At 68.1% G+C, this 22,440-nt stretch carries 24 protein-coding genes; 13 read left to right on the top strand and 11 right to left on the bottom strand.

Annotated elements, in window-relative coordinates:
- Positions 1–61: 61 nt before the first annotated feature.
- From pcaF to ACFOD4_RS02745, 3 genes are read right to left on the bottom strand one after another with little or no spacing between them, the layout of a single operon-like run.
- A complete protein-coding gene (gene pcaF / locus ACFOD4_RS02755) occupies positions 62–1,270 on the bottom strand; it encodes a 3-oxoadipyl-CoA thiolase (RefSeq protein WP_379593428.1) in 1,209 nt (402 codons plus the stop codon).
- Complete coding sequence (locus ACFOD4_RS02750; protein WP_379593423.1) at positions 1,263–1,943, bottom strand: 3-oxoacid CoA-transferase subunit B; 681 nt, start codon at positions 1,941–1,943, stop codon at positions 1,263–1,265. The genes pcaF and ACFOD4_RS02750 overlap by 8 nt, the downstream gene beginning before the upstream one ends.
- 14 nt (positions 1,944–1,957) lie before the next feature.
- A complete protein-coding gene (locus ACFOD4_RS02745; protein WP_379593404.1) occupies positions 1,958–2,623 on the bottom strand; it encodes a 3-oxoacid CoA-transferase subunit A in 666 nt (221 codons plus the stop codon).
- Positions 2,624–2,761: 138 nt separating this feature from the next.
- On the opposite strand from ACFOD4_RS02745, the gene ACFOD4_RS02740 reads away from it, so the two are divergent.
- On the top strand, positions 2,762–3,499 hold the full coding sequence (locus ACFOD4_RS02740) for a DUF4336 domain-containing protein (protein ID WP_379593399.1): 738 nt from the start codon (positions 2,762–2,764) through the stop codon (positions 3,497–3,499).
- 7 nt (positions 3,500–3,506) lie between these two features.
- On the opposite strand, the gene ACFOD4_RS02735 is transcribed toward ACFOD4_RS02740, so the two are convergent.
- Both ACFOD4_RS02735 and ACFOD4_RS02730 read right to left on the bottom strand, forming a co-directional pair.
- Positions 3,507–4,271 (bottom strand): IclR family transcriptional regulator domain-containing protein, encoded by a 765-nt coding sequence (locus ACFOD4_RS02735; RefSeq protein WP_379593393.1) that lies wholly within the window; start codon positions 4,269–4,271, stop codon positions 3,507–3,509.
- Positions 4,268–5,224 carry a LysR family transcriptional regulator gene (locus ACFOD4_RS02730; RefSeq protein ID WP_379593390.1) on the bottom strand — a complete coding sequence of 319 codons (957 nt, stop codon included), beginning with the start codon at positions 5,222–5,224 and terminating at the stop codon, positions 4,268–4,270. Before ACFOD4_RS02730 ends, ACFOD4_RS02735 begins: the two co-directional genes overlap by 4 nt.
- A gap of 105 nt (positions 5,225–5,329) precedes the next feature.
- Between ACFOD4_RS02730 and pcaH the strand changes: the two genes are divergently transcribed.
- The 5 genes from pcaH to ACFOD4_RS02705 all read left to right on the top strand — a co-directional run bounded on the left by pcaH (position 5,330) and on the right by ACFOD4_RS02705 (position 9,196).
- Positions 5,330–6,073, top strand: coding sequence for a protocatechuate 3,4-dioxygenase subunit beta (gene pcaH / locus ACFOD4_RS02725; protein WP_379593380.1), 744 nt, complete (start codon positions 5,330–5,332; stop codon positions 6,071–6,073).
- Between the two features lie 2 nt (positions 6,074–6,075).
- Positions 6,076–6,660: a protocatechuate 3,4-dioxygenase subunit alpha gene (pcaG, locus tag ACFOD4_RS02720; protein WP_379593377.1), complete on the top strand. Its 585-nt coding sequence runs from the start codon at positions 6,076–6,078 to the stop codon at positions 6,658–6,660.
- Between the two features lie 72 nt (positions 6,661–6,732).
- Entirely contained in the window at positions 6,733–7,581 is an 849-nt protein-coding gene (locus ACFOD4_RS02715) for a hypothetical protein (RefSeq protein ID WP_379593375.1), read from the top strand.
- Between the two features lie 57 nt (positions 7,582–7,638).
- Entirely contained in the window at positions 7,639–8,283 is a 645-nt protein-coding gene (locus ACFOD4_RS02710) for a histidine phosphatase family protein (RefSeq protein WP_379593373.1), read from the top strand.
- A 67-nt stretch (positions 8,284–8,350) separates the two neighbouring features.
- A complete protein-coding gene (locus tag ACFOD4_RS02705) occupies positions 8,351–9,196 on the top strand; it encodes a lipid-binding SYLF domain-containing protein (protein WP_379593370.1) in 846 nt (281 codons plus the stop codon).
- Positions 9,197–9,284: 88 nt separating this feature from the next.
- Here ACFOD4_RS02705 and ACFOD4_RS02700 read toward each other — a convergent pair whose 3' ends face one another.
- On the bottom strand, positions 9,285–10,133 hold the full coding sequence (locus ACFOD4_RS02700) for an NUDIX hydrolase (protein WP_379593367.1): 849 nt from the start codon (positions 10,131–10,133) through the stop codon (positions 9,285–9,287).
- Positions 10,134–10,178: 45 nt separating this feature from the next.
- On the opposite strand from ACFOD4_RS02700, the gene ACFOD4_RS02695 reads away from it, so the two are divergent.
- From ACFOD4_RS02695 to ACFOD4_RS02675, 5 genes are all read left to right on the top strand, one after another.
- On the top strand, positions 10,179–11,348 hold the full coding sequence (locus tag ACFOD4_RS02695; RefSeq protein WP_379593363.1) for an aminotransferase class V-fold PLP-dependent enzyme: 1,170 nt from the start codon (positions 10,179–10,181) through the stop codon (positions 11,346–11,348).
- Positions 11,349–11,376: 28 nt separating this feature from the next.
- On the top strand, positions 11,377–13,299 hold the full coding sequence (locus ACFOD4_RS02690) for an ABCB family ABC transporter ATP-binding protein/permease (RefSeq protein ID WP_379593352.1): 1,923 nt from the start codon (positions 11,377–11,379) through the stop codon (positions 13,297–13,299).
- A gap of 81 nt (positions 13,300–13,380) precedes the next feature.
- Positions 13,381–13,641, top strand: a complete 261-nt coding sequence (locus tag ACFOD4_RS02685; protein WP_379593350.1) for a hypothetical protein — start codon at positions 13,381–13,383, stop codon at positions 13,639–13,641.
- Positions 13,642–13,790: 149 nt separating this feature from the next.
- Entirely contained in the window at positions 13,791–14,096 is a 306-nt protein-coding gene (rpmB, locus tag ACFOD4_RS02680; protein ID WP_379593346.1) for a 50S ribosomal protein L28, read from the top strand.
- Positions 14,097–14,206: 110 nt separating this feature from the next.
- Positions 14,207–14,995, top strand: a complete 789-nt coding sequence (locus tag ACFOD4_RS02675; protein ID WP_379593344.1) for an ATP-binding protein — start codon at positions 14,207–14,209, stop codon at positions 14,993–14,995.
- Here ACFOD4_RS02675 and ACFOD4_RS02670 read toward each other — a convergent pair.
- The 4 genes from ACFOD4_RS02670 to ACFOD4_RS02655 all read right to left on the bottom strand — a co-directional run bounded on the left by ACFOD4_RS02670 (position 14,982) and on the right by ACFOD4_RS02655 (position 19,676).
- On the bottom strand, positions 14,982–15,944 hold the full coding sequence (locus ACFOD4_RS02670) for an esterase-like activity of phytase family protein (RefSeq protein ID WP_379593342.1): 963 nt from the start codon (positions 15,942–15,944) through the stop codon (positions 14,982–14,984). The genes ACFOD4_RS02675 and ACFOD4_RS02670 overlap by 14 nt on opposite strands.
- A gap of 20 nt (positions 15,945–15,964) precedes the next feature.
- Positions 15,965–17,836 (bottom strand): cobaltochelatase subunit CobT, encoded by a 1,872-nt coding sequence (gene cobT, locus ACFOD4_RS02665; protein ID WP_379593339.1) that lies wholly within the window; start codon positions 17,834–17,836, stop codon positions 15,965–15,967.
- An 82-nt stretch (positions 17,837–17,918) separates the two neighbouring features.
- Entirely contained in the window at positions 17,919–18,926 is a 1,008-nt protein-coding gene (gene cobS / locus ACFOD4_RS02660) for a cobaltochelatase subunit CobS (protein ID WP_379593337.1), read from the bottom strand.
- 129 nt (positions 18,927–19,055) lie between these two features.
- Positions 19,056–19,676, bottom strand: coding sequence for a J domain-containing protein (locus tag ACFOD4_RS02655; RefSeq protein ID WP_379593334.1), 621 nt, complete (start codon positions 19,674–19,676; stop codon positions 19,056–19,058).
- A 138-nt stretch (positions 19,677–19,814) separates the two neighbouring features.
- On the opposite strand from ACFOD4_RS02655, the gene ACFOD4_RS02650 reads away from it, so the two are divergent.
- Both ACFOD4_RS02650 and ACFOD4_RS02645 read left to right on the top strand, forming a co-directional pair.
- Positions 19,815–20,111 carry a BolA family protein gene (locus ACFOD4_RS02650; RefSeq protein WP_379593331.1) on the top strand — a complete coding sequence of 99 codons (297 nt, stop codon included), beginning with the start codon at positions 19,815–19,817 and terminating at the stop codon, positions 20,109–20,111.
- Positions 20,112–20,144: 33 nt separating this feature from the next.
- The gene (locus ACFOD4_RS02645; protein ID WP_379593329.1) at positions 20,145–21,803 is read left to right on the top strand and encodes a tetratricopeptide repeat protein; all 1,659 of its coding nucleotides are present in this window, start codon (positions 20,145–20,147) and stop codon (positions 21,801–21,803) included.
- Here the strand turns inward: ACFOD4_RS02645 and ACFOD4_RS02640 are convergent.
- Entirely contained in the window at positions 21,787–22,365 is a 579-nt protein-coding gene (locus ACFOD4_RS02640; RefSeq protein ID WP_379593327.1) for a DUF2889 domain-containing protein, read from the bottom strand. The two genes, ACFOD4_RS02645 and ACFOD4_RS02640, sit on opposite strands and share 17 nt — an antisense overlap.
- Positions 22,366–22,440: the final 75 nt, after the last annotated feature.

The raw sequence follows: 22,440 nt of genomic DNA, 5'->3' as shown, positions 1-22,440 counted from the left end.
GGGGAGAACGCTCCCCCGCCGTGGCAGTTCGAAGGGGACGGGGCCCCGCCGTTCCCTCCTTTCAGGCGCGTTCCAGGATCATGGCGATGCCCTGGCCGACGCCAATGCACATGGTGACCAGCGCGTAGCGCGCGCGGCGGTGATGCAACTCGGCCACCGCCGTCTGCACCAGACGGGCGCCGGACATGCCGAGCGGATGGCCCAACGCGATGGCGCCGCCATTCGGGTTCACATGCTCCGCCTCGTCGGCCAGGCCCAGGTCGCGCAGCACCGCGAGCGCTTGGCTGGCAAAAGCTTCGTTCAGCTCGATGACGTCGATCTCGGAAAGAGAGAGACCGGACTTCTCCAACACCTTGCGCGTCGCCGGCGCCGGGCCAAAGCCCATGATGCGCGGCGGCACGCCGGCCGTGGCCGTCGCCACCACGCGGGCGCGCGGCGTCAGCCCATTGCGTGCCGCGGCCGCCTCGCTCGCCAGGATGATGGCGCAGGCGCCGTCATTGACCCCCGAAGCGTTGCCCGCCGTGACCGTGCCGCCCTCCCGCCGGAACGGAGTGCCGAGCTTCGCCAATCCTTCCAGGGTTGTTTCAGGGCGCGGATGCTCGTCACGGTCGACGATCAGCGGCTCCCCTTTGCGGCGCTTGATCTCGACCGGAACGATCTCCTCGGCAAAGCGGCCGCCGTTCTGCGCGGCTTTCGCCCGCTGCTGGGAGCGGAAGGCGAAGGCATCCTGATCGACGCGCGCGATGCCGAAATCCGCGGCAACATTTTCGCCCGTCTCGGGCATGGACTCCACGCCGTACTGAGCCTTCATCAGCGGATTGACGAAGCGCCAGCCGATGGTGGTGTCATAGATCTCGACATGGCGGCCGAAGGCTTCCGTGCTCTTGCCCTGCACAAAGGGCGCGCGCGACATGCTCTCGACTCCGCCCGAGATCATCAGCTCCGTCTCGCCTGCCTTGATGGCGCGCGCCGCCACGGCCGTCGCGTCCATGCCCGAGCCGCACAGGCGGTTCAGGGTGCTGCCGGAAACGCTGTCCGGCAGCCCGGCCAGCAGCGTGGCCATGCGCGCGACGTTGCGGTTGTCCTCACCCGCCTGGTTGGCGCAGCCGAGGATCACATCCTCGACCGCGCCCCAATCCATGCGCGGGTGCCGCGCCATCAGGGCGCGGATCGGCACCGCAGCGAGATCGTCGGCCCGCACGGTGGCGAGGCCTCCGGCATAGCGGCCGATCGCCGTGCGCGCGGCATCGCAGATGAAGGCTTCAGCCATGATGCGTCTCCCCTCGAGTGTTTTCCGCCGGCAGCAGCCTGGCATCGGTGCGTGCCTGCAAGGCCTCGAAGCTGAGGCCGGGCGCCATCTCCACGACGCCGAAACCTTGTGGCGTGACGTCGATCACGGCGAGGTTGGTATAGATGCGGCGGACTGCGGCCATCGCGGTCAGCGGGTAGGTGCAACGCTTCACCAGCCTCGGGCTGCCATCCTTGGTGGTGTGCTCCATGATCACCCAGAGGTTCTTGGCGCCCACCGCCAGATCCATGGCACCGCCCACGGCCGGCGCCGTGTCGTTGGCCGAGGTCGCCCAGTTGGCGATATCGCCATTCTCCGCCACCTCGAACGCGCCGAGCACGCAGAGATCGAGATGCCTGCCGCGAATCATGGCGAAGCTGTCAGCGTGGTGCACATAGGCTCCGCCGCGCAGCAGAGTCACCTGCTGCTTGCCGGCGTTGATCAGCCAGGGATCGGCGTCATCCGGCGTAGGGGCAGGGCCCATGCCGAGCAACCCGTTCTCTGAATGGATGACCACTTCGCGATCGGCCGGAATGTGGTCGGCCACCATGGTGGGGATGCCGATGCCGAGATTGACGTACCAGCCCTCCGGAATGTCCTGCGCCAGGCGGCGTGCCATGTCCTTGCGGGAGAGAGGCGTGAAGCTGTCGCTCATGATGCGGAACTCCCTCAGACGGTGACGCGCAGGACGCGGTTGACGAAGATGCCGGGCGTCACCACCGCTTCCGGATCAAGCGTGCCGAGCGGCTCGATCTCATCCACTTGGGCGATGGTCAGGGTGGCTGCCATGGCCATCACCGGGTTGAAGTTGCGTCCGGAGCGCCGGTAGACGAGGTTGCCCCAGCGATCGGCCTTGTGCGCCTGGATCAGCGCAACGTCACCGGGCAAGGCCATCTCCAGCACGCATTTGCGGCCGTTGAATTCCGCCACCGGCTTGCCCTCGGTCAGCAGCGTGCCGTACCCGGTGGGCGTGTAGAAGGCGGGCACACCCGCTCCGGCGGCGCGCATCCGCTCGGCCATCGTGCCCTGCGGCACGATCTCCAGCTCCAGCTTGCCGGCCTTGTAGAGATCCTCGAACACCACCGAGCCGGCGGAGCGCGGAAAGGAGCAGATGATGCGCCGCACCCGCCCCAGCTCCATCAGCCGCGCCAATCCGGTGCGCCCGGTGCCTGCATTGTTGGCCACGATGGTGAGGTCGGTCGCGCCCTGCTCGATCAGTCCCTCGATCAGGGCGTCGGGCTGGCCGACCGAACCGAAGCCGCCGACCAGGACGGTGGAACCATCCGCGATGCCCTGCATCGCCTCCGCCATGTCGCGGACCGTTTTGTTGATCATGCGTGAAGCCTGCTCTGGAACATCGTTCTCTCCCCGGAGTTAGGGCGGGTATGCCCGGCCTTTCGGCGACGATAGGTCTGCCCACGCACGGGCCGCAACGCCGTGCGGTATCCGCACACAAGACCGCTGGAGCTGCCGATGCCGCCATCCGATCCGACCTACCCGCCGCTCGACACGCCGAAGCCCGTGGCTGATAGGCTATGGGTCGTGGATTCAGGGCCATTGCATATGCTGGGGCTTCGCCTCCCGGTGCGCATGACGGTGGCGCGTCTGGAGGATGGCGGGTTGTGGGTGCATTCACCGACGCGCTGCGAGCCGGGCCTGCGTACCGCCCTGGAGGCAATCGGACCCGTGCGGCATCTGGTGGCGCCGAACAGCGTGCACACGACGTATCTGGCGGAATGGCAGGGCCAGTACCCGCGGGCGCAACTGTGGGGCGCGCCAAGTCTGGCCGACCGACAAACGGTGAGGCGCCAGGGCCTGCGCTTCGACGGCGTGCTGGGCGAGGCGGCGCCTTCTCCATGGCAGGGGCAGATCGACCAAGTGGTGGTGCCCGGAGGCGGCGGCTTTCACGAGGTGGCATTTCTGCACCGACCCAGCCGTACCGCCATCCTGACCGATCTGGTGCAGGCCTTTGAGCCGCAGCGCCTGCCTGCCGTGGTCCGGCCGATGGTTCGGGCCATGGGAACCATGGCACCGGAGGGTGGAACGCCGCGGCATCTGCGCGCCGTGCTGGCGTTGAAGCATGCCGATGCAAAGGCGGCGGCGCGGCGCATCACCGCCTGGGCGCCGCAACGGGTGATCTTCGCTCATGGCACCTGGTTCGCGGAGAACGGCGCGGCACGGCTGGCCCGGGCGATGCACTGGGCGGCCTGAGGGCCCTTCAGCCGGGAATGCTGTCGCGCAGGGCCACCGCGGCACTTCGCAGCGCCGGCAACAACCGTTCGGAGAGCACCGCGTTCCCGGCCCGGGTGGTGCGCGCGCCGATGTTCATGGCCGCGACGCAGCGACCCCGCCCGTCGCGCACTGGCACGGCGACGGAGCGCAGCCCCAGCGCCAGCTCCTCGTCCACCACCGCGTAGCCCTGGGTTCTGGCCTGCGCCACGGCCTCGCGGATGGCATCGGGGGTGGTGCGGGTATGGGTTGTCAGCGCCTCGGGCGTCAGCGCGGCGATATGCGCCTCCAGCGCCCCTTGTGGCAGGGCGGAAAGCAGGGCCCGGCCCAGGGCCGTGCAATGGGCCGGCAGACGACTGCCGACCGCCAGCGTCACCGCCATGATGCTGCGGGCCGAGGCGCGGGCGATATAGACAACGTCGGCGCCGTCCAGCACGGCGGCGGAACAGCTTTCCCCCGTGGCCTCGCGCACCGCCTCCAACTGCGGCTGGATCAGCCCGGGCAGGGTGGCGCTGGCCAGCCACGCACCGCCCAGCCGCAGCGCCCGCGGCGAGAGTTCGTAGTGCTTCCCATCGGTTTCCGCGTAGCCGAGCGACACCAGCGTCAGCAGGCATCGACGCGCGGCGGCCCGCGTCATGCCGGCTGTTCGGGCCAGATCGGCGATGGTGGCGCCCCGCCGCAAGGTGCCGAAGGCCTCGATGATGGCCAGCCCGCGCGACAGCCCGCCCAGCAGGTCGCGCGGCTCGGGCTTCATGCTCCGGCCCTGGGCTGCACACCGCCCGGCCGCAGAACGCCACGTGCCGCCAGGGAGAGCTGGGCCCGGAGCCAGGCGTGTCGCGGGTCCTGTTGGTGCCGCTGGTGCCACACCATGAACAGTGGCAGATGGTCGAACCTGTTCTCCGGCCTCAGTCCCGTGCGTAGGGGCACAGGGACGCTGGCCAGACCACGCAATGCGGAATGCCGTAGCAGGCCTGGAAGCGTTGCCAGCATGGTGCTGCCGCGCAGAAAGCCGGCGACGCCGCCGAAATCCGCGACCTCGATGGCGAAGTCGCGCGCTACGCCCTGGGACTGCATCCGGCGGTCGAACTCCAGCGGGCCGCCTTCGCCATGCACCACTGTGATGTGGCGTGCGGCCAGGTAATCTTCCCGCCCGCGCGGCGCACCCCGGGCCTCCGGATCGTAGAAGCAGGCGTAGCGGTCGCTCAGCAGCCGCTTCTGCAGAATATCCGTGCCGGCCGGTGGGCGCGGCGTCACCAGCAGGTCGCAGCCGGCTTCGCGCAGCAATGAGGCACCGGGCATCCCGGAAGGAATAATGCGCAGGGTGAGCCGCCCCACGAGCGGCGCCACCCGCGCCTGGAAGGCCGGCAGCAGAAGGTCGCGCTGGAAGTCGTTGGCGGCGATGGTGAAGGCGATCCTGGCCGTCGCGGGGTCGAAGGGTGCGGGGCGGGCCAGGGCCTGCATCGCGTCCAGCATGGCCTGGGCCGGCGCGGCAAGACTGCGCGCATGGGCGGTGGGGGTGATGCCGCGCCCGGATTTCACGAAAAGCGGGTCGCCCAGCAAGGTGCGCAGCCGGTTCAGCCCGTGACTGGCAGCCGATTGGCTGAGGCCGAGCCGTTTCGCCGCCGCCGTCACGGAGCCGCATTGCAGCACTGCCAGCAGCAGCCGCAATGCGTTCCCATCGATCGAGAATGCATCGATCCCGTTCATGCATCACATCTTAAGATGGGCGTTTTCCGGTGCATAGCAGCATGCCATTCTGGCTCGCGCCATGGCAGGGCAGGGCCCTTCCGCGCCAAGATCAGGAGCAACGTCATGACCTCGCCCGGATTCGCGGCGGCGCCCGGCGACATCGTTCGGCGAGACCGCACCCAGCACCCGCCCGCGCTGACGCCCCAGTACAAGACCAGCGTGCTGCGCTCCCCGCGCTGTGCCCTGGTGTCCTTCGAGCCAGGGCCGGGCGAGAATGCCGGGCCGGTGTTCCGTGCGCGCATGCTGGCGCCGCTGGAGAACGACCTGATACGCAACTATGCCCGCGATGGCGATGCGCAGGGTGAGCGGATCATTGTGCATGGCCGCATCCTCGACGAGTTCGGGCGGCCGGTGCCGGATGCGCTGATCGAGGTGTGGCAGGCCAATGCCGGCGGCCGCTACCGGCACAAGAACGATGGCTACCTGGCGCCGCTGGATCCGAACTTCGGCGGTGCGGGGCGCTGCATGTCGGATGCGGGCGGCCACTACTTCTTTCGCACCATCCGCCCAGGCCCCTATCCCTGGCGCAACAATGGCAGCGATTGGCGGCCGGCGCACATCCACCTCTCCATCTTCGGCCAGGCCTTCATGCAACGCCTGGTGACGCAGCTCTACTTCGAGGGCGATCCGCTGATTCCGCTCTGCCCCATCATCGGCACGCTGCCGGATGCTTCGGTGGTGGAGCGGCTCGTGGCGAAGCTCGACATGGGCAACGCCGTCCCCTTTGACGCGCTGGCTTACCGTTTCGACATCGTGCTGCGTGGACGCCGGCAGAGCTTCTTCGAGAACCGTCCGGAGGGGATGTGACCATGCCAGTGGAGCGCCTCAAGGAAACGCCATCGCAAACCGGCGGACCGTATGTGCACATCGGCACACTGCCGGCCTTCGCGGGCCTCGACATCCGCACGCAGGAGAAGCCGCATATTCTGACCGGCCCGGGTGAACGCATCCGCATCACCGGGCTGGTGCTGGACGGTTCCGGGCATCCGGTGAAGGATGCGTTGCTGGAGCTTTGGCAGGCCGATGCGAATGGCCGGCACGATGCGCCGGATTTCTTCGGCTGGGGGCGCGCCGCGGCATCCTCCGAGACAGGCGAATGGGTGTTCGAAACAATTCGCCCCGGCGCCGTGCCCTGGCGCGACGGCACGCTCCAGGCGCCGCATGTAAGCCTGCTGATCTTCGCGCGCGGCATCAACATCCATCTCCATACCCGCCTCTACTTTCCGGAGGATGCCGCGCTGCACGCAGAGGACGCCGTGCTGCGCGGCATCGAACAGGCTGGGCGCCGTGCGACGCTGGTCGCCGAGGATGGCGGCAGGGCGGAGGGAATGCGGCATTACCGTTTGACCATCCGCCTGCAGGGAGAAGGGGAAACGGTTTTTCTCGACATGTAACGCTGGTCATCGTGCAGGAAACCCACCGGTGTCCCGCTGGTTCTTCCCTGACAACAACAAGGGAGAAGCCTGATGGCGGTGATCATTGGTTCGGACGGCAACGACAACCTGGTGTCGCCGGATGCATGGGCGAACGACACCATCTACGGTCTTGGCGGTAATGACCGGATCGAGGCGCGGGGCGGTGACGACCTGATCATCCCTGGTCCGGGCAACAACCGCATCGAGGGTGGCGATGGGCGCGACACGGTGGTGCTGCCCGGCACGCTCGAGCAATACGAGTTCTTCCGCTACGAGAATGAAGGGGTGATCCGTGGCGCTGAAGGCGTCAACACCCTTCTCGACGTTGAGGCGGTGCGCACCGATGCCAGCGGAACGCTGGACCTGTCGAATGTGCCGGAGTTCCTGGCCTATGCCTATCTCGCGACCTATGACAGCCTTGCCGATGCCTTCGGCACCGATCGCGACGCGGCCTGGGACCATTTCACCACCTATGGTGCCGCGGATGGACTGACGATCCAGTTCGACGGCATGAGCTACCTGGCGGCCAACACCGACGTTCTCGCCAGCCCCGATTACGGGGCCAATGTGGATGAGGGTGCAGCGCTGCACTATCTCCGTCACGGCCGTGACGAAGGACGGGAGCTGGACTTTAACGGCACGCTCTATGTCGCCGGCGATCCGGGCCTGACCGAGGTGTTCCGTGGCGGGGACACGGATGCGCTGGGCACCCTCCATTATGTCCAGTACGGCTTCGATGCCGGGATCCCGACCGACCGCTTCAACGCGGCCAGCTATGCAGAGCAGAACCCGGACCTCGCGGCGGCGGGGCTGGTCAGCGACACGCAGCTCGCTCAGCACTGGATTGATTACGGCTCGCTGGAAGGGCGCAGCGGCGCCTACGACTCGCTAATCGGCTGATCCGGGTTCCCGTCCATCGCTAACGCCCTGGGGCAACAAAGGGAGCCATTCCCTTTGTTGCCCGAGCGGCGCTACACAGCGGGCGTGACCCCGACCCGAATCTTCCTGATCCGCCACGCGCTGGTGGAACCTTCCGCCCGGCTCGTCATGTACGGCAGCATGGACGTGGCCGTTTGTGCTGTGGCCATGGCCGAGGATGCTGCCACCTATCGCTGGCTGGCCGATCGCCTCCCGCAGGAAGCGCGGTGGTTCCATACGCCGCTGTCCCGCACGCGCGCTACCGCCGAGGCGATCTTTGCCGCCGGCCACCCGCCCCGTTCCATGGAGATGGAGCCGCGCTTCGTGGAGCAGCACCTCGGCGAATGGCAGGGGCTGACGCATGAGCAGTTCACCACCATGCTGCGCGACCCGCCCCATCCCTTCTGGCCGCATGGTGCGGACGAGACGCCACCGGGCGGCGAAAGCCTGCGCGATGTCATGGAACGGCGCGTTGGCCCCGCGCTGGAGGATTTGGTGGCGCAATATCCGGGCGAAGATCTGGTGGTGGTGGCGCATGGCGGCTCGATCCGTGCGGCCGTTGCCCATGCTCTGCAGCTCGATCCTCATCAGGCCCTGCGCCTCTCTGTCCGCAACCTGTCATTGACACGATTGGAGAACCATGGCGGCGAATGGCGGGTGAATTCCATCAACGAGGAGCCCTGATCCAAGTTAAGCTTGCCAGCCTCGTCCTGAGAGTTCATTTTTAGCAATGACTTGGCGGAGAACTCTCATGCGGCATTCCATCTTCGGCGCGGCGCTTCTCGGCGCGGCATCGCTGCTGGCCCTCCTTTCGCCTCGTCCGGCCCAGGCTCAGGCCGAGCAGCAGGCGGTGGTGGATCGTTCTACCCTGGCCGTGCAGGAATTGCTCGGGCCCAACACCGCGCAGCAGCCCAATGATGCCGTGTCGCTGCTGCGGCGTGCCCGGGCGGTGATGGTGTGTCCACAGGTTTTCCGGGCCGGCTTCATCTTCGGCGGGCAGGGCGGCGACTGCGTCCTGGTGGCGCGGGATGGCGCGGGCTCCTGGTCATCGCCGGCCTTCTACGGTCTCGGCTCCGGCAGCATCGGGTTCCAGATCGGCGTGCAGGATGCCATGATCATGATGGTGATCCTGACGAATAAGGGCCTTTCCGCCCTGATGGACAGCCAGTTCAAGATCGGCGCCGACGCGTCCATCGCCGTGGCGGTGATCGGCGGCGGCATTGCGGGCGCCACCACGGCGGCCGTGGGCGCCGACATTGTCACCTTCGCCAAGACCCGTGGCCTTTACGCGGGTATCTCCCTGGACGGCTCGCTGCTGTCGGCGCGCAGCGAATGGAACCGCGCCTATTATGGCCAGGGCTACGGCGCGCGTCAGATCGTGATCGACATGGCCGCCTATAATCCGGGAGCCGACCCGCTGCGCGCGGCGCTGATGCGCTACGGCGGGCAACCGCAGCAGCAGCCGCCGGCAGCCTACCAGCAACAGCCCGGCTATCAGGGAGCGCCCGCCTCGGGCGGGTATGGCGGGCAGCAACCTTACCAGGCGCCGCCTTCCTATGCTCCGACCGGAGGGGTCACGGCAGAGCCGCTTCGGTAAACGCGCAGGGATTGACCCTCCGGCGCCTGCCCGGATCGCGCTTGCGGCGCGGGCCGGGCCTGTTTGATCGTCCGCGGCGGCCTGGTTCTCAGTCGCACACGCCGAGCTCCAGCCGCAGGCGGCGGCCGGCTTCGCTCGCTGGATCAATGAGCCCTTCGCGCAGAAACAGGTCGATCAGCACCAGGTTGACGTTGAACTTGAAATCATCCGTGTCGCGCACCGCCGCGAAGACGCGGGGCAACGGCCATAGTTCGAACCGTTCCACCTCGTCGTCATTCGGGCGTGGGGTGAAGGTTTCCGGCAGCTCCAGATCGAAGATGTGCAGGATGTCGCGCCGCATCCCGTTCTTGTGCTTCATGACGTAGGAGATGCGGCCGGCAGGTTGGGCTCCGGCGGCCATCTCTGGCGGCACCCCGGCTTCCTCGCCAGCCTCCTTGATCAGTGTCGCCAGCGGGTCGAGCCCGGCCGGCATGCCCCCTGCCACCATGTTGTCCCACTCGCCGGGGCTCACAGCCTTGTGCAGGGCTCTCTTGCCCAGCCACACATGCGGCCCATCCGGGCGCCGCACCAGCCCGTTCAGGTGCACCCCCTGCGCCTCGATGCCGAAGGCAGGTATGGCGCCGCGGTCGAGCCGGGCGAGGGAAGGTCCATTCGGCGTGGCGCGAATGTCGAAGGGTTCGCCCCGGATCCGCAGGAAGCCAGCCTTGGCCAAGTCGCGGGCTGCCGCGTCCAGGATGCGGTCCCTCTGCGCCGGCAGCCGGGCGGTAACGGCCACGCCTCCGGCATCGAAGTGGAAGTCGCGCGGGCGAAACGCCAGGAAGCGTGCGAGTTCCGGCTCCAACCATCCCACCTGCTCGGCTCCGATGCGGAAGGGCACCAGCCCGGCGGGCGAGGCGATGTTGTTGCAGGCGGCGATATGCTTGAACAGACGATCCATGCCGGGTTCTTGCCGCCTGGCCCGGCCTCGGGCAAGGCTTGGTGCATGATCGACATGGACCGCATCCGGGCCGAAACGCCCGCCGCCGCCCGCAGGGCCTACCTCCACAATGCCGGGGCGGCGTTGATGCCGGCGCCTGTGCTGGCGGCGCAGGTCCGGCACCTGGAGCTGGAGGCCGAAATAGGCGGCTATGCGGCGGCCGAGGCCGAGGCGGCGCGGCTGGACGGCGTTTACGCCTCCGTGGCGGGGCTGCTGAATGCCGCGCCAGAGGAGATCGCCCTGGTGGAGAACGCCACCGTCGCCTGGCAGATGGCCTTCTATTCCCTGCGGTTCCGGCCGGGCGACCGCATCCTGACCGCCGAGGCCGAGTATGCCGCCAACTACGTGGCCTTCCTGCAGGCGGCGAAGCGGACGGGGGTCGAGATCGCCGTGGTGCCGAGCGACTCCACCGGCGAACTGGATGTCACCGCGCTGGATGCCATGATCGATGATCGCGTAAAACTGATCGCCATCACATGGGTGCCGACCAATGGCGGTCTCACCAACCCTGCCGCCGCCATTGGCCGTATCGCACGCCTGCACGGTATCCCTTATCTGCTCGATGCCTGTCAGGCGGTGGGGCAGATGCCGGTGGATGTACAGGCCATCGGCTGCGACATGCTTTCGGCGACCGGACGGAAATTCCTGCGCGGACCGCGCGGCAGCGGCTTTCTCTACGTGCGGCGAGGCCTGCTGGAGCGCCTGGAGCCTCCGGTGATCGACCACTTCGCCGCGCCCTGGGTGTCCCGCGGGGAGTACCGGCTGCGCGATGATGCCCGGCGCTTTGAAACCTGGGAAAACAACTACGCCGCGCGGGCAGGGCTCGGCGCCGCAGTGGATTACGCGTTGGAGATTGGCCTTTCGGCAATCGAGGCTCGGTGCCAGGCCTTGTCTGCCCGCCTGCGCCACGGGCTGCGTCACGTGCCCGGCGCGGTGGTCCGGGACCTGGGCCGGCACCCCTCCGCAATTGTCAGCTTCACGCTGGAGGGGCGTCCGGCGCGGGATTTCGTGGCCCGTGCGCAGCAGGCCGGCGTCGTCATCGGCGCATCCGACGCGGCCAGCACGCGCATCGACGCCGAGCGCCGCGGCCTGTCGAGCGTGATCCGCGCCTCGCCGCACTACTACAACACCGAGGCCGAGATTGATCGGCTGCTGGAGCTCTGCGCGGGCGGATAGGAGGCCTCGCCCTTTCCAGCCGCGCCGCATGTCGCCATGTAACGGCCGACTGGACGGAGTTCTCGATTTGCATCCCGAAACATCGCGCGGCCATTTCGGCACGCTGCGCACGCTTGCGCCCTATCTATGGCCGAAAGATCAAACCGCGCTGCGGGCCCGCGTCGTCATCGCTCTGGTGCTGATGGTGCTGGCCAAGGCGGCCAATGTTCTGGTGCCCATCGTCTATGCCCGCGCCGTGGACGCGCTGGGGCCGCAGGCCGGCACCGCAGCGGCTATCGCCACCGTGCCCATCGCCCTGGTGCTTGGCTACGGGCTGCTGCGCGTCACCTCGTCCTGGATGGCGGAACTCCGCGATGCGATTTTCACGCGGGTGCAGGCGCGTGCAGGCCGGGTCATCGCATTGCAGGTGTTCCGCCACCTGCACGCCCTCTCGCTGCGCTTCCATCTGGACCGGCAGACTGGCGGCATGAGCCGGGTGATCGAGCGCGGCACACGCGGCATCAACTTCGTGCTCGACTTCATGCTGTTCAACATCATCCCTACGCTGCTCGAGATCCTGTTTGTCGCGGGCATCCTATGGGGGATGTTTTCCTTTTCCTTCGCCGCGGTGACGTTGATCACCATCGGCCTCTACATCGCCTTCACCCTGATTTTTACCGACTGGCGCCTGCGGTTCCGCCGCGCCATGAACGAGATGGACCAGGAAGCCAACACCAAGGCCATCGACAGCCTGCTGAATTACGAGACCGTCAAATATTTCAGCAACGAGAAGCACGAGGAACGGCGCTACGATTCCACGCTGGCGCGCTACGAGCAGGCCTATACCCGCTCAGAGGTGACGCTGAACTACCTGAACATGGGGCAGGCGGCCATCATCGCGATCGGCCTCACCGCGGTGATGCTGATGGCCGCGAATGGCGTCGCCAGCGGCAGCATGACGGTGGGCGACTTCGTGCTGGTGAACACCTACCTGATCCAGCTCTACCTGCCGCTCAACTTTCTGGGCTTCGTGTATCGGGAGCTCAAGCAGGGCTTGGTGGACATGGAGGCCATGTTCACCTTGATGCGGGAACAGCAGGAAGTGGCCGATGTGCCGGGCGCGAAGCCGCTTGCCGCGGGACCAGGCGCGCTGGAGTTCCGCGACGTCCGCTTCGGCTACCGGCCGGACCGCGTGATCCTGAAGGGCGTGTCCTTTCACGTTCCGGCAGGACGGACGCTGGCCATTGTTGGGCCGACAGGCGCTGGCAAATCCACCATCTCCCGCCTGCTGTTCCGGTTCTATGATGCACAGGCGGGCCAGATCGTGCTGGACGGGCAGGATATCGGCCGGGTGACGCAGGAAAGCCTGCGTCAGGCCATCGGCGTGGTTCCGCAGGACACGGTGCTGTTCAACGACACCATCCGCTACAACATCGCCTATGGCCGCCCGGGTGCTTCGGAGGCGGAGGTCGAGCAGGCGGCGCGACTGGCCCAGGTGCATGATTTCGTCATGCGTCTGCCGGATGGTTACGATACCCGCGTCGGCGAGCGCGGCCTCAAGCTCTCGGGCGGCGAGAAGCAGCGGGTGGCCATCGCACGCACCATCCTGAAAGACCCGCGGGTGCTGATCCTGGACGAAGCAACCAGCGCGCTCGACACCCGCACGGAGCAGGAAATCCAGGCTGCGCTGCGCGATGTGTCGCGTGGCCGAACCACGCTGGTCATCGCTCACCGCCTGTCCACCGTGGTCGAGGCGGACGAGATCCTGGTGCTGCAGGACGGGCAGGTAGCCGAGCGCGGCAGCCATGTGGCGCTGATGGCCGAGGACGGGCTGTACGCGCAGATGTGGCGCCGCCAGTCCGAGGCCGTGGCGGCTGCCGAGGCCGCGGCGCGCGCCCAGGCGGCAGCGGTGGAGGCGGGGGTCGAGGCAGGGCCTGGCCGGCGCCCGGCACATGACCCTGGCCGGGGTTAGCCGGGCGGAAAGGCGCGGCGCGGGGGTTTTGCTGGGTCGTTCATGACCCTATGTCACGGATCAGTCTCAGGAGGGCACCATATGCAACTGGATCCGCAGGGGGTCGCCCCGGAAGACCTCAGCCACGCCGGCTCCGTCGTGGACAAGGCGATCGAGTACATGATCGAGCAGAAGATCGCCCCGATCTCCGTGGCGTCGGCGCTGCTCGGCGGCGCGCTGGGGCTCATGGCCCGCTCGATGGAGGATCGTGCCATCGCCAACGTTCTGCGCAGCGCCCTGGATTCCGTGGAATCGGGCGAACTGGCTGAAATGCGGCAGGGACCGACGCGCGACGGCATGTGAGGTCGTCGGTGAAGCGGCGGCAGCAGGGCCGTTCGGCGGGAGGAATCCTTGACTCCTGTCGCTCGGCGGGCCATACGCCGCGCTCTGTTTTCATGACGTGGGTGTGCGGTGCGTGCCGTGGCCCCTACCGAATCTGAAGGGTTAGCGCCATGGCTCGCCGTTGCGGCATCACTGGCAAGGGCGTTCTGACGGGCAACAACGTCAGCCACGCCAACAACAAGTCCCGTCGCCGGTTCCTGCCGAACCTGCAGGAGACTTCGTTCTTCTCCGACGTGCTGGGCACCTCGATCCAGCTGCGCCTGTCCACCAACGGCATCCGCACCGTGGAGCACAACGGGGGCCTCGACTCCTTTCTGCTCGGCACCGCGGACCGCAAGCTGCCGGCCGAGGCCCTGACTCTGAAGCGTCGCATCCAGCGCGCCCAGATCCGCAAGGCCGAGGGCGCCGCGGCCTGATCTGGCCGGAGGCTGCGGCCTCCGCCGATGACGTCTGTTTGAAGCGCTGCGCTCCCCTGGAGCGCGGCGCTTTTACGTTTCGGTAAGCCCTGTCCCGCAGGATGGGGCGCATGCACGCTCTGATCGCCTTCTCGCCCGGTCCATGGACCCTGGCCGCCCTGGCCCTCCTTGTTCCGCTGCTGGCAGCGATGTCCGCCCTGGTGTGGCGTTCGGAGCGCGCGCGCCGGAGTGCCGAGGCGCGCGCGGCTGAGCTGGACAGCGAGGTCGCCGCGCAAACGCGGCATCTGCATCTCTGCGCCCAGGAACTGCACGGCATGGGTCTGGCGCTGCTGGGGCAGGCGGCGCAACCGGCCGCGCCGGAAGGGTCGGGCCGTGCCTTGCTGTGCCTGGCCGCCGACCTGCAGGATGTCGCAGCACGCGGCGCCGGCCCCCGCGTGCTGCGGCCGGAGCGGGTGGATTTCGCCTCGCTACTGGAGTCAGCTATCGACCAGGTGGCGGTGGCCTTGGCGCCGGGCCAGCGCGAATGGTCGGTGGCGCCGGAATTGCGGCAATTGGGCCTCTGGGGCGACAAGCGGGCCCTGCGCGGTGCCCTCGCTCAGGTTCTCACCCGAGCTGTCCGTCATACCCGGGAAGGTGACGTCATCGCGCTCCGGCTCTGCCGCGCGGAGGACAGCTTCGCCATCCTGGTGGAGGATGAGGGCGCCGGGCTGGGCGCCGGCGATCTGGGGCCGGCGTTGGCGCAGGGCGGCACGCGCGGCCTGGGGCTGGGTCTGGCGGTGGCCCGCCAGCTGATGCAGGCGCATGAAGGGGAACTGACGATCGAGGCCTTGAGGGGCGTCGGAGCCCGCGCCTGGATGACGCTGCCGCGCAGCCGGATGCTGGAGCTCAGCGGAAGCTGAAGAACTGGATCTGCCCCTGCTGGAACGCCATCTCGTTGTCGTCCACCTGAAGGGCAAGCCACAGGGCGCCGCGGTGGCGGAACACGGCAACACCTTCCCAGTTATCGGCCGGCAGGCTATCGGGCCCGATCAGCGTCTGGGGCGCCAGCACCGCGCCCTCCACGACGGTGCCGAGCTGCTCTGCCGGCAGAAGCCGCAACTGCCCCCGGAAGCCGCCACCGAGCAGGCTGAAGCGCCGCTCCACCATCAGCACCCTGCCGTCCGGCAGGGCGGCGGCATCGGTGGGCACGAAGTTCCGGTCGGGGCGGTAGCGCAGCGGTACCCATGCGCCGGGACGGCCGATCCAGGCGCGCAGATGCTGCCTGTCCTCCATCCAGAGCCCTTCGCTGACAGCCAGCCAACGGCCATCGGGCAGCACGGTGAGGCTTTCGATCCCTGCATTGGGTGGCGCCTGATCCAGCCCTGGCGGAGCGGGCGTTACCCTTTCGCAGCGCGCAGTGAGTTCGGGGTAGCGGCAGATGCGGTGCCAGCGCTCGAAGCTGACCAGCCAGCCGCCTTCTGGTAGCCGGGCCAGCGCTTCCGCGTCGCGCATCACGGAGGCCGGCATCGGCAAGGGGAATTCCTGCCGCAGCGAGCCTGTCCGCAGATCCTCGAGCCCGACCGGCGTGCCATCCGGTCCGGGCACCAGCCGCGCCTGCGCCCAGTAACCGAGGTCGCTTACCGCGGTCCAGTTGAGCGCATCGTCGATATGAAGGCCGGACAGGCCGCCGAAGCCCATCATGTGCCGGTTGAAGGCCAGCCCGCCGTGCGACATCACGGGTGAGTCGGCCGGCAGCGGCAGGGGAGGCAGGCGCGTGGCGACCGGGCCCTGGCGCAGAGCCGCGCAGGCGCCCAATCCGGCCAAGCCGACAAGGCCGAGCGCCAGCGCCCGACGGCGCGAAGCGATCATGGGAGGCCGGAAGTTCGCGGTCAGACCACCATGGAGGCGCGCTCGGTGGCCGCGCGCTGGAAGGCGGCGGCGGCATCCTCGTCGAACAGCTCCGCCAGCTTCTTCATCATCGTGCCGCCCAACTCCTCGGCATCGACGATGGTGACGGCGCGGCGGTAGTAGCGTGTCACATCATGGCCGATGCCGATGGCGATCAACTCTACGAAGTCGCGGCCTTCGATGTCCTGGATCACCTTGCGCAGGTGCCGCTCCAGATAGTTGCCCGGGTTGACCGACAAGGTGCTGTCATCGACCGGCGCGCCATCGGAGATCACCATCAGGATGCGGCGCCGCTCCGGCCGCTGCAGCAGCCGGCGATAGGACCATTCCAGCGCCTCGCCGTCGATGTTCTCCTTGAGCAGGCCCTCGCGCAGCATCAGGCCCAGATTCTTGCGCGCGCGGCGCCAGGGCTGGTCAGCGCCCTTGTAGACGACGTGGCGCAGGTCGTTCAGCCGGCCGGGATTGCGCGGCTTGCCTTCCTGCACCCAGCGCTCTCGGCTCTGCCCACCCTTCCAGGCCCGGGTGGTGAAGCCCAGGATCTCCACCTTGACCGAGCAACGTTCCAGCGTGCGTGCCAGGATGTCGGAGCACATGGCCGCCACCGAGATTGGCCGCCCGCGCATGGAGCCGGAATTGTCGATCAGCAGGGACACCACGGTGTCCCGGAAATCCGCCTCGCGCTCCCGCTTGTAGGACAGGGAAAGCATCGGGTTAGCAACAATGCGGGCAAGCCGTGCCGCGTCCAGCGTGCCTTCCTCCAGGTCGAACTCCCAGGCGCGCTGCTGTTGCGCCAGCAGGCGACGCTGCAGCCTGTTCGCAAGCTTGGACACGACGCCCTGCAGGTGCGAAAGCTGCTGGTCGAGTTGTCCACGCAGCCGGGCGAGTTCCTCAGTATCGCAGAGGTCCTCGGCCTCGACCTCCTCGTCGAACTTCTTGGTGAACGCACGATAGGTCGCACTGTCGTCCGTGGGGGCGACGTCCTTGCGCTGTTGCGGTCCGCCGGGACGGTCCTCGCCTTCCGCGGCAACGCCTTCCTCTTCCTCCTCGCTGTCGCCCTCCTCGTCGGAGGACTCTCCCTGCATCGCCTCCGGCTGTGCACCCAGCGTCGGGTCGGATTCCTGGCTGTCCGCCTCGCCCTCGGCGGAATTATCCTGCTGCGAGGAGGATTCGCTACCTTCCTCACCCGTTTCATCCTCTTCCGCCTCGGCCTCTACCTCGGCTTCCACCAGGTCGAGAGCGGTCAGCAGTTTGCGGGCGGCACGGGCAAACTCCGTCTGGTTCTCGCGGGACGCCGCCATCTCTTCCAGCGCCGTATCGGCCTTGTCCCCCAGTGTGTCGCGCCAAAGTTCCAGGATGCGGGTGGCGGCCTCCGGCGCGGGCTCGCCGGAGAGCCGCTCGCGCGCCAGCAGGGACAGCGCCGCGGGCAGCGGCAGCTGGTCCTTGCGGGTCATGCGGTCGTAACCCTCGGCTTCGCAGGTCTCGGCCAGCTTGGCGTCGAGGTTGGCGCGCACACCGGGCATGTGCTGGCTGCCCACCACCTCGACACGGGCCTGCTCCAACGCGTCGAACACCTCGCGCGCCTCACGCTGCTGCGGTGTCCGGGCGGCGTGGGCGGCCTCGTCATGGTGGCGCAGGCGCAGCGCGATGGCATCCGCCGCGCCTCGCAGCCGCGCCATCTCGGCCGGCGGCAGGGAGCGGGTGGGAAGGGGCAGGCGGGCGCGCTTGCCGGCGAGGCCGGACGGCCCGGGCTGGTAGGCAACCTGCACCTCGGCATTGCGCGCGATGGCGCGCAGCGCGCCGGCCGTGGCGCGCTTGAATTCTTCCTGCCGGGTCTGGTCCTTGTTTCCGCTCAACGCACGCGCTCCCGCTCAGAGATGATGGCCCCCGGTGAAGAGGCAAAGGGTGCGGGGACACAGCCCCCGCGCCCGGGCGGGATCAGCCCTTGCGGACCAGAAGGCCGGTCGGGATCTCCTCGTTGAAGCAGCGCTGATAGTATTCGGCCACAGTGCCGCGCTCCGCCTCGTCGCACTTGTTGAGGAAGGACAGGCGGAAGGCAAAGCCCACATCGCCGAAGATCTTGGCGTTCTCGGCCCAGGTGATCACGGTGCGGGGCGACATGACGGTGGAGATGTCGCCGGCGATGAAGCCCGCGCGCGTCAGGTCAGCCAAAGCCACCATCGCCTCGATGCGCTTCTTGCCGGCGGTGTCATCGGGCTTGATGCCCAGCTTGGCCGCCACGATCGAGCTTTCCTGGGCATGCGGCAGGTAGTTCAGCGTGGCCACGATGTTCCAGCGGTCCATCTGGCCTTGATTGATCTGCTGCGTGCCGTGGTAGAGGCCGGTCGTGTCGCCGAGGCCGACCGTGTTGGCGGTGGAGAACAGGCGGAAGGCAGGGTGCGGGCGGATCACGCGGTTCTGGTCCAGCAGGGTCAGCTTGCCCTCGACCTCCAGCACGCGCTGGATCACGAACATCACGTCCGGGCGGCCGGCGTCGTACTCGTCGAACACCATGGCGCAGGGGTGTTGCAGAGCCCAGGGCAGGATGCCCTCGCGGAACTCGGTGACCTGCTTGCCTTCCTTCAGCACGATCGCGTCCTTGCCGACGAGGTCGATGCGGGAGATGTGGCTGTCCAGGTTGACGCGGATGCAGGGCCAGTTCAGGCGCGCCGCCACCTGCTCGATATGCGTGGATTTGCCGGTGCCGTGGTAGCCCTGAACCATGACGCGGCGGTTGAAGGCGAAGCCCGCCAGAATCGCCAGCGTTGTGTCCTGGTCGAACTTGTAGGTCGGATCGACCTCCGGCACATGCTCGGTGGCGACCGAGAAGGCCGGAACCTCGAGGTCGCTGTCGATGCCGAACACGTCACGCGCCTTCACGGTGATGTCGGGAAGGTTGATGGCGCTGGTGCTGCGGTTTTCGGTGAGGGTGGCGACCTTGGTCATCGGGCTCTCTTCGCTCTCAGCTTCACAGACTCATTACAGGCCGGGCGGGCGCGCCGGTCCAGGGGGGTCCGGATGCAAAAGACGCGCCTCCGGGCTGCGATGCGGGGCCGGCACAACCGGTCCGTTGGCTCAGGCGGCGCGGCTGGCACCCTGCTTGCCGTTGGTCGCGCCGTCAGCTTTGCCACCGGCCTCCGCCTGCATGGCCGATAGCCGCTTGCGCAGCAGGCTATAGGCCCGGTTGATGTCCTTCAGCTTGTCTTCGGCGGATTTATCGCCGCCGTTGCTGTCGGGGTGGTACCGCTTCGCCAGTTCCTTGTAACGCGCGCGCAGCGCATCGGCTTCCAGCGGCCAGCCCAAACCCATCATGTCGAGCGCGGCACGCAGCTCGGGCGGCGCTTCGCGGGCACTTTTACGCGGGGTGGGCGGCGCTTGGCCGAAAAGGCCGAGTGGATCGCGGAACAGCTCGGGATCGATCTTGCCGCTGCCCAGCCGGCCCAGAGGCCAGGTTGGCCGCTGCCAGCCACTGTCGCTCCGGAGGTTCTGCTCGATCTCGTCGGCGTTCATGCCCTTGTAGTAGTCCCACGCCTGATTGTAGGCGCGGACATGCTCCAGGCAGAAATGGTAGTAGTCGCGCAGCCGCGACCGGTCGCGCGGCGCGCGGAACTCCCCCGGCGCCTCGCACCCTGGTGCGTCGCAAGGCCGGTCTGTTGTGGGGGTGTCAGAACGGAGACGGGCGCCGCGGCGGGCCATTTCGAGCTTTATGGTCGCGGAAGGGGGCTGCCGCAAGCCGCCAGATGCCGCTTTGATTCCACCTGCCCCTCCAGGCCTACCGCAGGTTGTATGCAGCTTTCGCTTGGCAGGCGAGTTCCGGCGTGGAAAACCTCCCCCATGTCGACACGCGCAGACCGCATGCGAACCCTCCTGCTCACGGCCTTCACGCCGGAAGAGCTGAACATCACCGATGACAGCCACCTGCATGCCGGACATGCCGGGGCGCGGCCTGGCGGCGAAACGCACTACACGGTGCGGGTGGTGAGTTCCGGCTTCGCCGGACAAAGCCGGGTTGCCCGGTCGCGCGCCGTTCATGCGGCGCTGGAGGCAGAGTTCGGCGCCGGCCTGCACGCCCTGTCCCTGCGGCTGCTGACGCCCGAGGAAGCCGGGCGCGAGGCCGCTGGCGCGCCCTGACGTGCCGGCCGGACCCATCATGACGGGGCAATGATGAAAAGCATCATTCTCTTTGAGGACGACCACCTCCGGGTGGTGCACCAGCCAAGGCGGATTTCGCGCGGCGAGGATGAGGTTCTGCGCGACGTCACGTTGATCACGTTCTCCGATCTCACCTTCCGTCCCGAGGGCACGCAGATCTGGGGACAGGAGGTTGCGCGCAAGCTCGGCGTGAGCGCGATCGGCTTTGTCGCCAAGCGAGAGAACTGGTTCCCTCCCGCCTCGGTCGCCGCCGCGGCCTCGGCGGTTCGACAGGCCGTACCGGGACGTGCCGTTACCTATGGCTACAGCATGGGCGGGTATGCCGCGCTGAAGCATGCAGCGACGCTGGGGGCCGAGGCCTCCTTTGCGGTCTGCCCGCAAAGCTCCATCTCGCCGGCCGAAGCGCCCTGGGACAGCCGCTTCCACCGCTTCCACCGGGCGGAACTGAACGGCACCATGGCGGTGCGACCCGGTGAGTCCGGGGGTTTCGCTGTCATGCTCGCCGATCCCTACATGCCCGAGGATCGTGACCACGCCGCGCGACTATCGGGGCAGGCGGGAGTGCACTGGCTGCGCACCCCCTTCATGGACCACGCCTCGATCTGGCTGCTGGTGGAGGGCGATTTCCTGGGGCGTGTCATGGAGCGCGTGCTGGCGGCAGACCTGCCGGGATTGACGCTGATGATGCGCGAGCGCCGGCACAACAGCCCGCACTGGTTCCGCCATGCCGGCATCGCCGCCTTCCGCCGCAATCATGTGGGCATGGCGAACCGGCTGTGGCGGCATGCCCTGACCCTCGGCCTGCACCCCATGGTGCTGGAGCAGGATATCGGGCGCCTTTTGCCGCAACGAGTGCAGGAATTGCGCGCTCTGGGTCGAGGAGAGGCGGCGCGTGATCTCGCCCTGGCCCAGGCCGCGGCGGCTCCGACCGATTTCACCAGCCAGTCCCATGCTGGCCATGCCCTGCTCGGGATGGCCGAGGTCGCCGCAGCCGAGGCGCCGCTACGGGCCGCACTCGGGTTGCGGCAGGATGTGGGCCATATCTACCAGGGGCTGAGCCTTGTGCTGGGCACACTGGGCCGCACGGACGAGGCGGTGGCGCTGTGCCGCAAGGGCATCGCGGCAGCGCCGGCCGATGCGGGGCTGCGGGCCCATTTTGGCCATCTGCTGCTCAATGCGGGGCAGGTGCAGGAAGGCGAGGCGGTGTTTCGCGCCACGCTGGAAAAGGACCCGGCCGACCGCCAGGCCCTGCTCGGCCTCAGCCACAGCTTGGCCGCGCGCGGCGAGCGGGAAGAAGCGATCGGCATCGCCCGACAGGCGATCGCCGACGGCGCCACGGACGCCGCTGCCTTTATCTGGCTTGGTCAGCTTCTGCTATTTATCGGCGATCCGGTCGAAGCCGAGCCGGTGTTCCGCGACGCGTTGGCGGCCGCGCCGGAGATCGGCGACGGCCATGTCGGCCTGGCCCGTGCCCTGGAGCGGACCGGCCGCATCGAGGAAGCGAGGCGCGTCGCGGCGGAAGCAGCGGCCGCGCTGCCGCAGCATGCCAAGGTGCAGGCGATCGCACGGAGGCTCGGCCCGCCTTCGGTGGCGCTGGTCGAGGCCGATGCGGGTCCGCCGCCTTCGTCCCTGCGCCGCTTCCTGGGAGCCTTCTTCAGCCGCGATCAGTAGCCGGCTCAAGGTACGGCCAGCGTCGCGCGACAACGGGGCTGTCCTCGGCGTAGGCAAGGCAGGTGTTGAGCAGCGCCGGCCGCGGCACCGGGCGGTTCTCCGTCGCCGCCGCGGCGGCTTCCGCTTCCCGCTTCTCACGGCGCGAGTCATAGGTGGTCTGGAAGGCCACGGTGGCGAGCTGTGCCAGCATTTCGCGCAGATGCGTGCAGCCTACCACGCCGCCGACACGCTCATGCACCGCGCGGTTGAAGCCGGCACCGATCCTGAGCCCGGCAAGCCGGCCGAAATTGGCTGCCGCCGCCGGGCAGATGCTGTAGGGCGTCTGATCGCTTGCCGCCTCGCAGTGATGGATCAGCAGCTCGGCATCCACCGTCAGCCGGATCCACATGCCATGCAGCACATCCCCCGGCTCCAAATGGCGGTCCAGCGTGTCGATCGCTTCGCTCTTGGTGTCCCGCAGATGGCCCTCGATGTCGAACAGCCCGTCCTCGCGCTGGTATCCCTGCATCTCGATGACGCGGCGGTGCACGGGACGACGAGGGGCGCTGGCGGAAAGGGGCATCGGCGGACGGGCCTCCGGCATGGTGCGGTGCGGCAAGGATGCCACCGATATGGCATGGCCATGGAGACACCGTAA

This window comes from Teichococcus globiformis, assembly GCF_042646265.1.
Taxonomy (GTDB): domain Bacteria; phylum Pseudomonadota; class Alphaproteobacteria; order Acetobacterales; family Acetobacteraceae; genus Pseudoroseomonas; species Pseudoroseomonas globiformis.
This window is presented reverse-complemented; position numbering and strand designations above follow the sequence as displayed.

Coding starts and splice junctions, on each gene's coding strand:
- ACFOD4_RS02700 (WP_379593367.1), bottom strand. CDS start 10,133: ATGGATCGTCTGTTCAAGCATATCGCCGCCTGCAACAACATCGCCTCG.
- rpmB (WP_379593346.1), top strand. CDS start 13,791: ATGGCTCGCCGTTGCGGCATCACTGGCAAGGGCGTTCTGACGGGCAAC.
- ACFOD4_RS02690 (WP_379593352.1), top strand. CDS start 11,377: ATGTCGCCATGTAACGGCCGACTGGACGGAGTTCTCGATTTGCATCCC.
- pcaF (WP_379593428.1), bottom strand. CDS start 1,270: ATGGCTGAAGCCTTCATCTGCGATGCCGCGCGCACGGCGATCGGCCGC.
- pcaH (WP_379593380.1), top strand. CDS start 5,330: ATGACCTCGCCCGGATTCGCGGCGGCGCCCGGCGACATCGTTCGGCGA.
- ACFOD4_RS02675 (WP_379593344.1), top strand. CDS start 14,207: ATGCACGCTCTGATCGCCTTCTCGCCCGGTCCATGGACCCTGGCCGCC.
- pcaG (WP_379593377.1), top strand. CDS start 6,076: ATGCCAGTGGAGCGCCTCAAGGAAACGCCATCGCAAACCGGCGGACCG.
- ACFOD4_RS02655 (WP_379593334.1), bottom strand. CDS start 19,676: ATGGCCCGCCGCGGCGCCCGTCTCCGTTCTGACACCCCCACAACAGAC.
- ACFOD4_RS02645 (WP_379593329.1), top strand. CDS start 20,145: ATGAAAAGCATCATTCTCTTTGAGGACGACCACCTCCGGGTGGTGCAC.
- ACFOD4_RS02715 (WP_379593375.1), top strand. CDS start 6,733: ATGGCGGTGATCATTGGTTCGGACGGCAACGACAACCTGGTGTCGCCG.
- ACFOD4_RS02650 (WP_379593331.1), top strand. CDS start 19,815: ATGTCGACACGCGCAGACCGCATGCGAACCCTCCTGCTCACGGCCTTC.
- ACFOD4_RS02685 (WP_379593350.1), top strand. CDS start 13,381: ATGCAACTGGATCCGCAGGGGGTCGCCCCGGAAGACCTCAGCCACGCC.
- ACFOD4_RS02640 (WP_379593327.1), bottom strand. CDS start 22,365: ATGCCCCTTTCCGCCAGCGCCCCTCGTCGTCCCGTGCACCGCCGCGTC.
- ACFOD4_RS02740 (WP_379593399.1), top strand. CDS start 2,762: ATGCCGCCATCCGATCCGACCTACCCGCCGCTCGACACGCCGAAGCCC.
- ACFOD4_RS02705 (WP_379593370.1), top strand. CDS start 8,351: ATGCGGCATTCCATCTTCGGCGCGGCGCTTCTCGGCGCGGCATCGCTG.
- ACFOD4_RS02670 (WP_379593342.1), bottom strand. CDS start 15,944: ATGATCGCTTCGCGCCGTCGGGCGCTGGCGCTCGGCCTTGTCGGCTTG.
- ACFOD4_RS02745 (WP_379593404.1), bottom strand. CDS start 2,623: ATGATCAACAAAACGGTCCGCGACATGGCGGAGGCGATGCAGGGCATC.
- cobS (WP_379593337.1), bottom strand. CDS start 18,926: ATGACCAAGGTCGCCACCCTCACCGAAAACCGCAGCACCAGCGCCATC.
- ACFOD4_RS02750 (WP_379593423.1), bottom strand. CDS start 1,943: ATGAGCGACAGCTTCACGCCTCTCTCCCGCAAGGACATGGCACGCCGC.
- ACFOD4_RS02730 (WP_379593390.1), bottom strand. CDS start 5,224: ATGAACGGGATCGATGCATTCTCGATCGATGGGAACGCATTGCGGCTG.
- ACFOD4_RS02735 (WP_379593393.1), bottom strand. CDS start 4,271: ATGAAGCCCGAGCCGCGCGACCTGCTGGGCGGGCTGTCGCGCGGGCTG.
- ACFOD4_RS02695 (WP_379593363.1), top strand. CDS start 10,179: ATGATCGACATGGACCGCATCCGGGCCGAAACGCCCGCCGCCGCCCGC.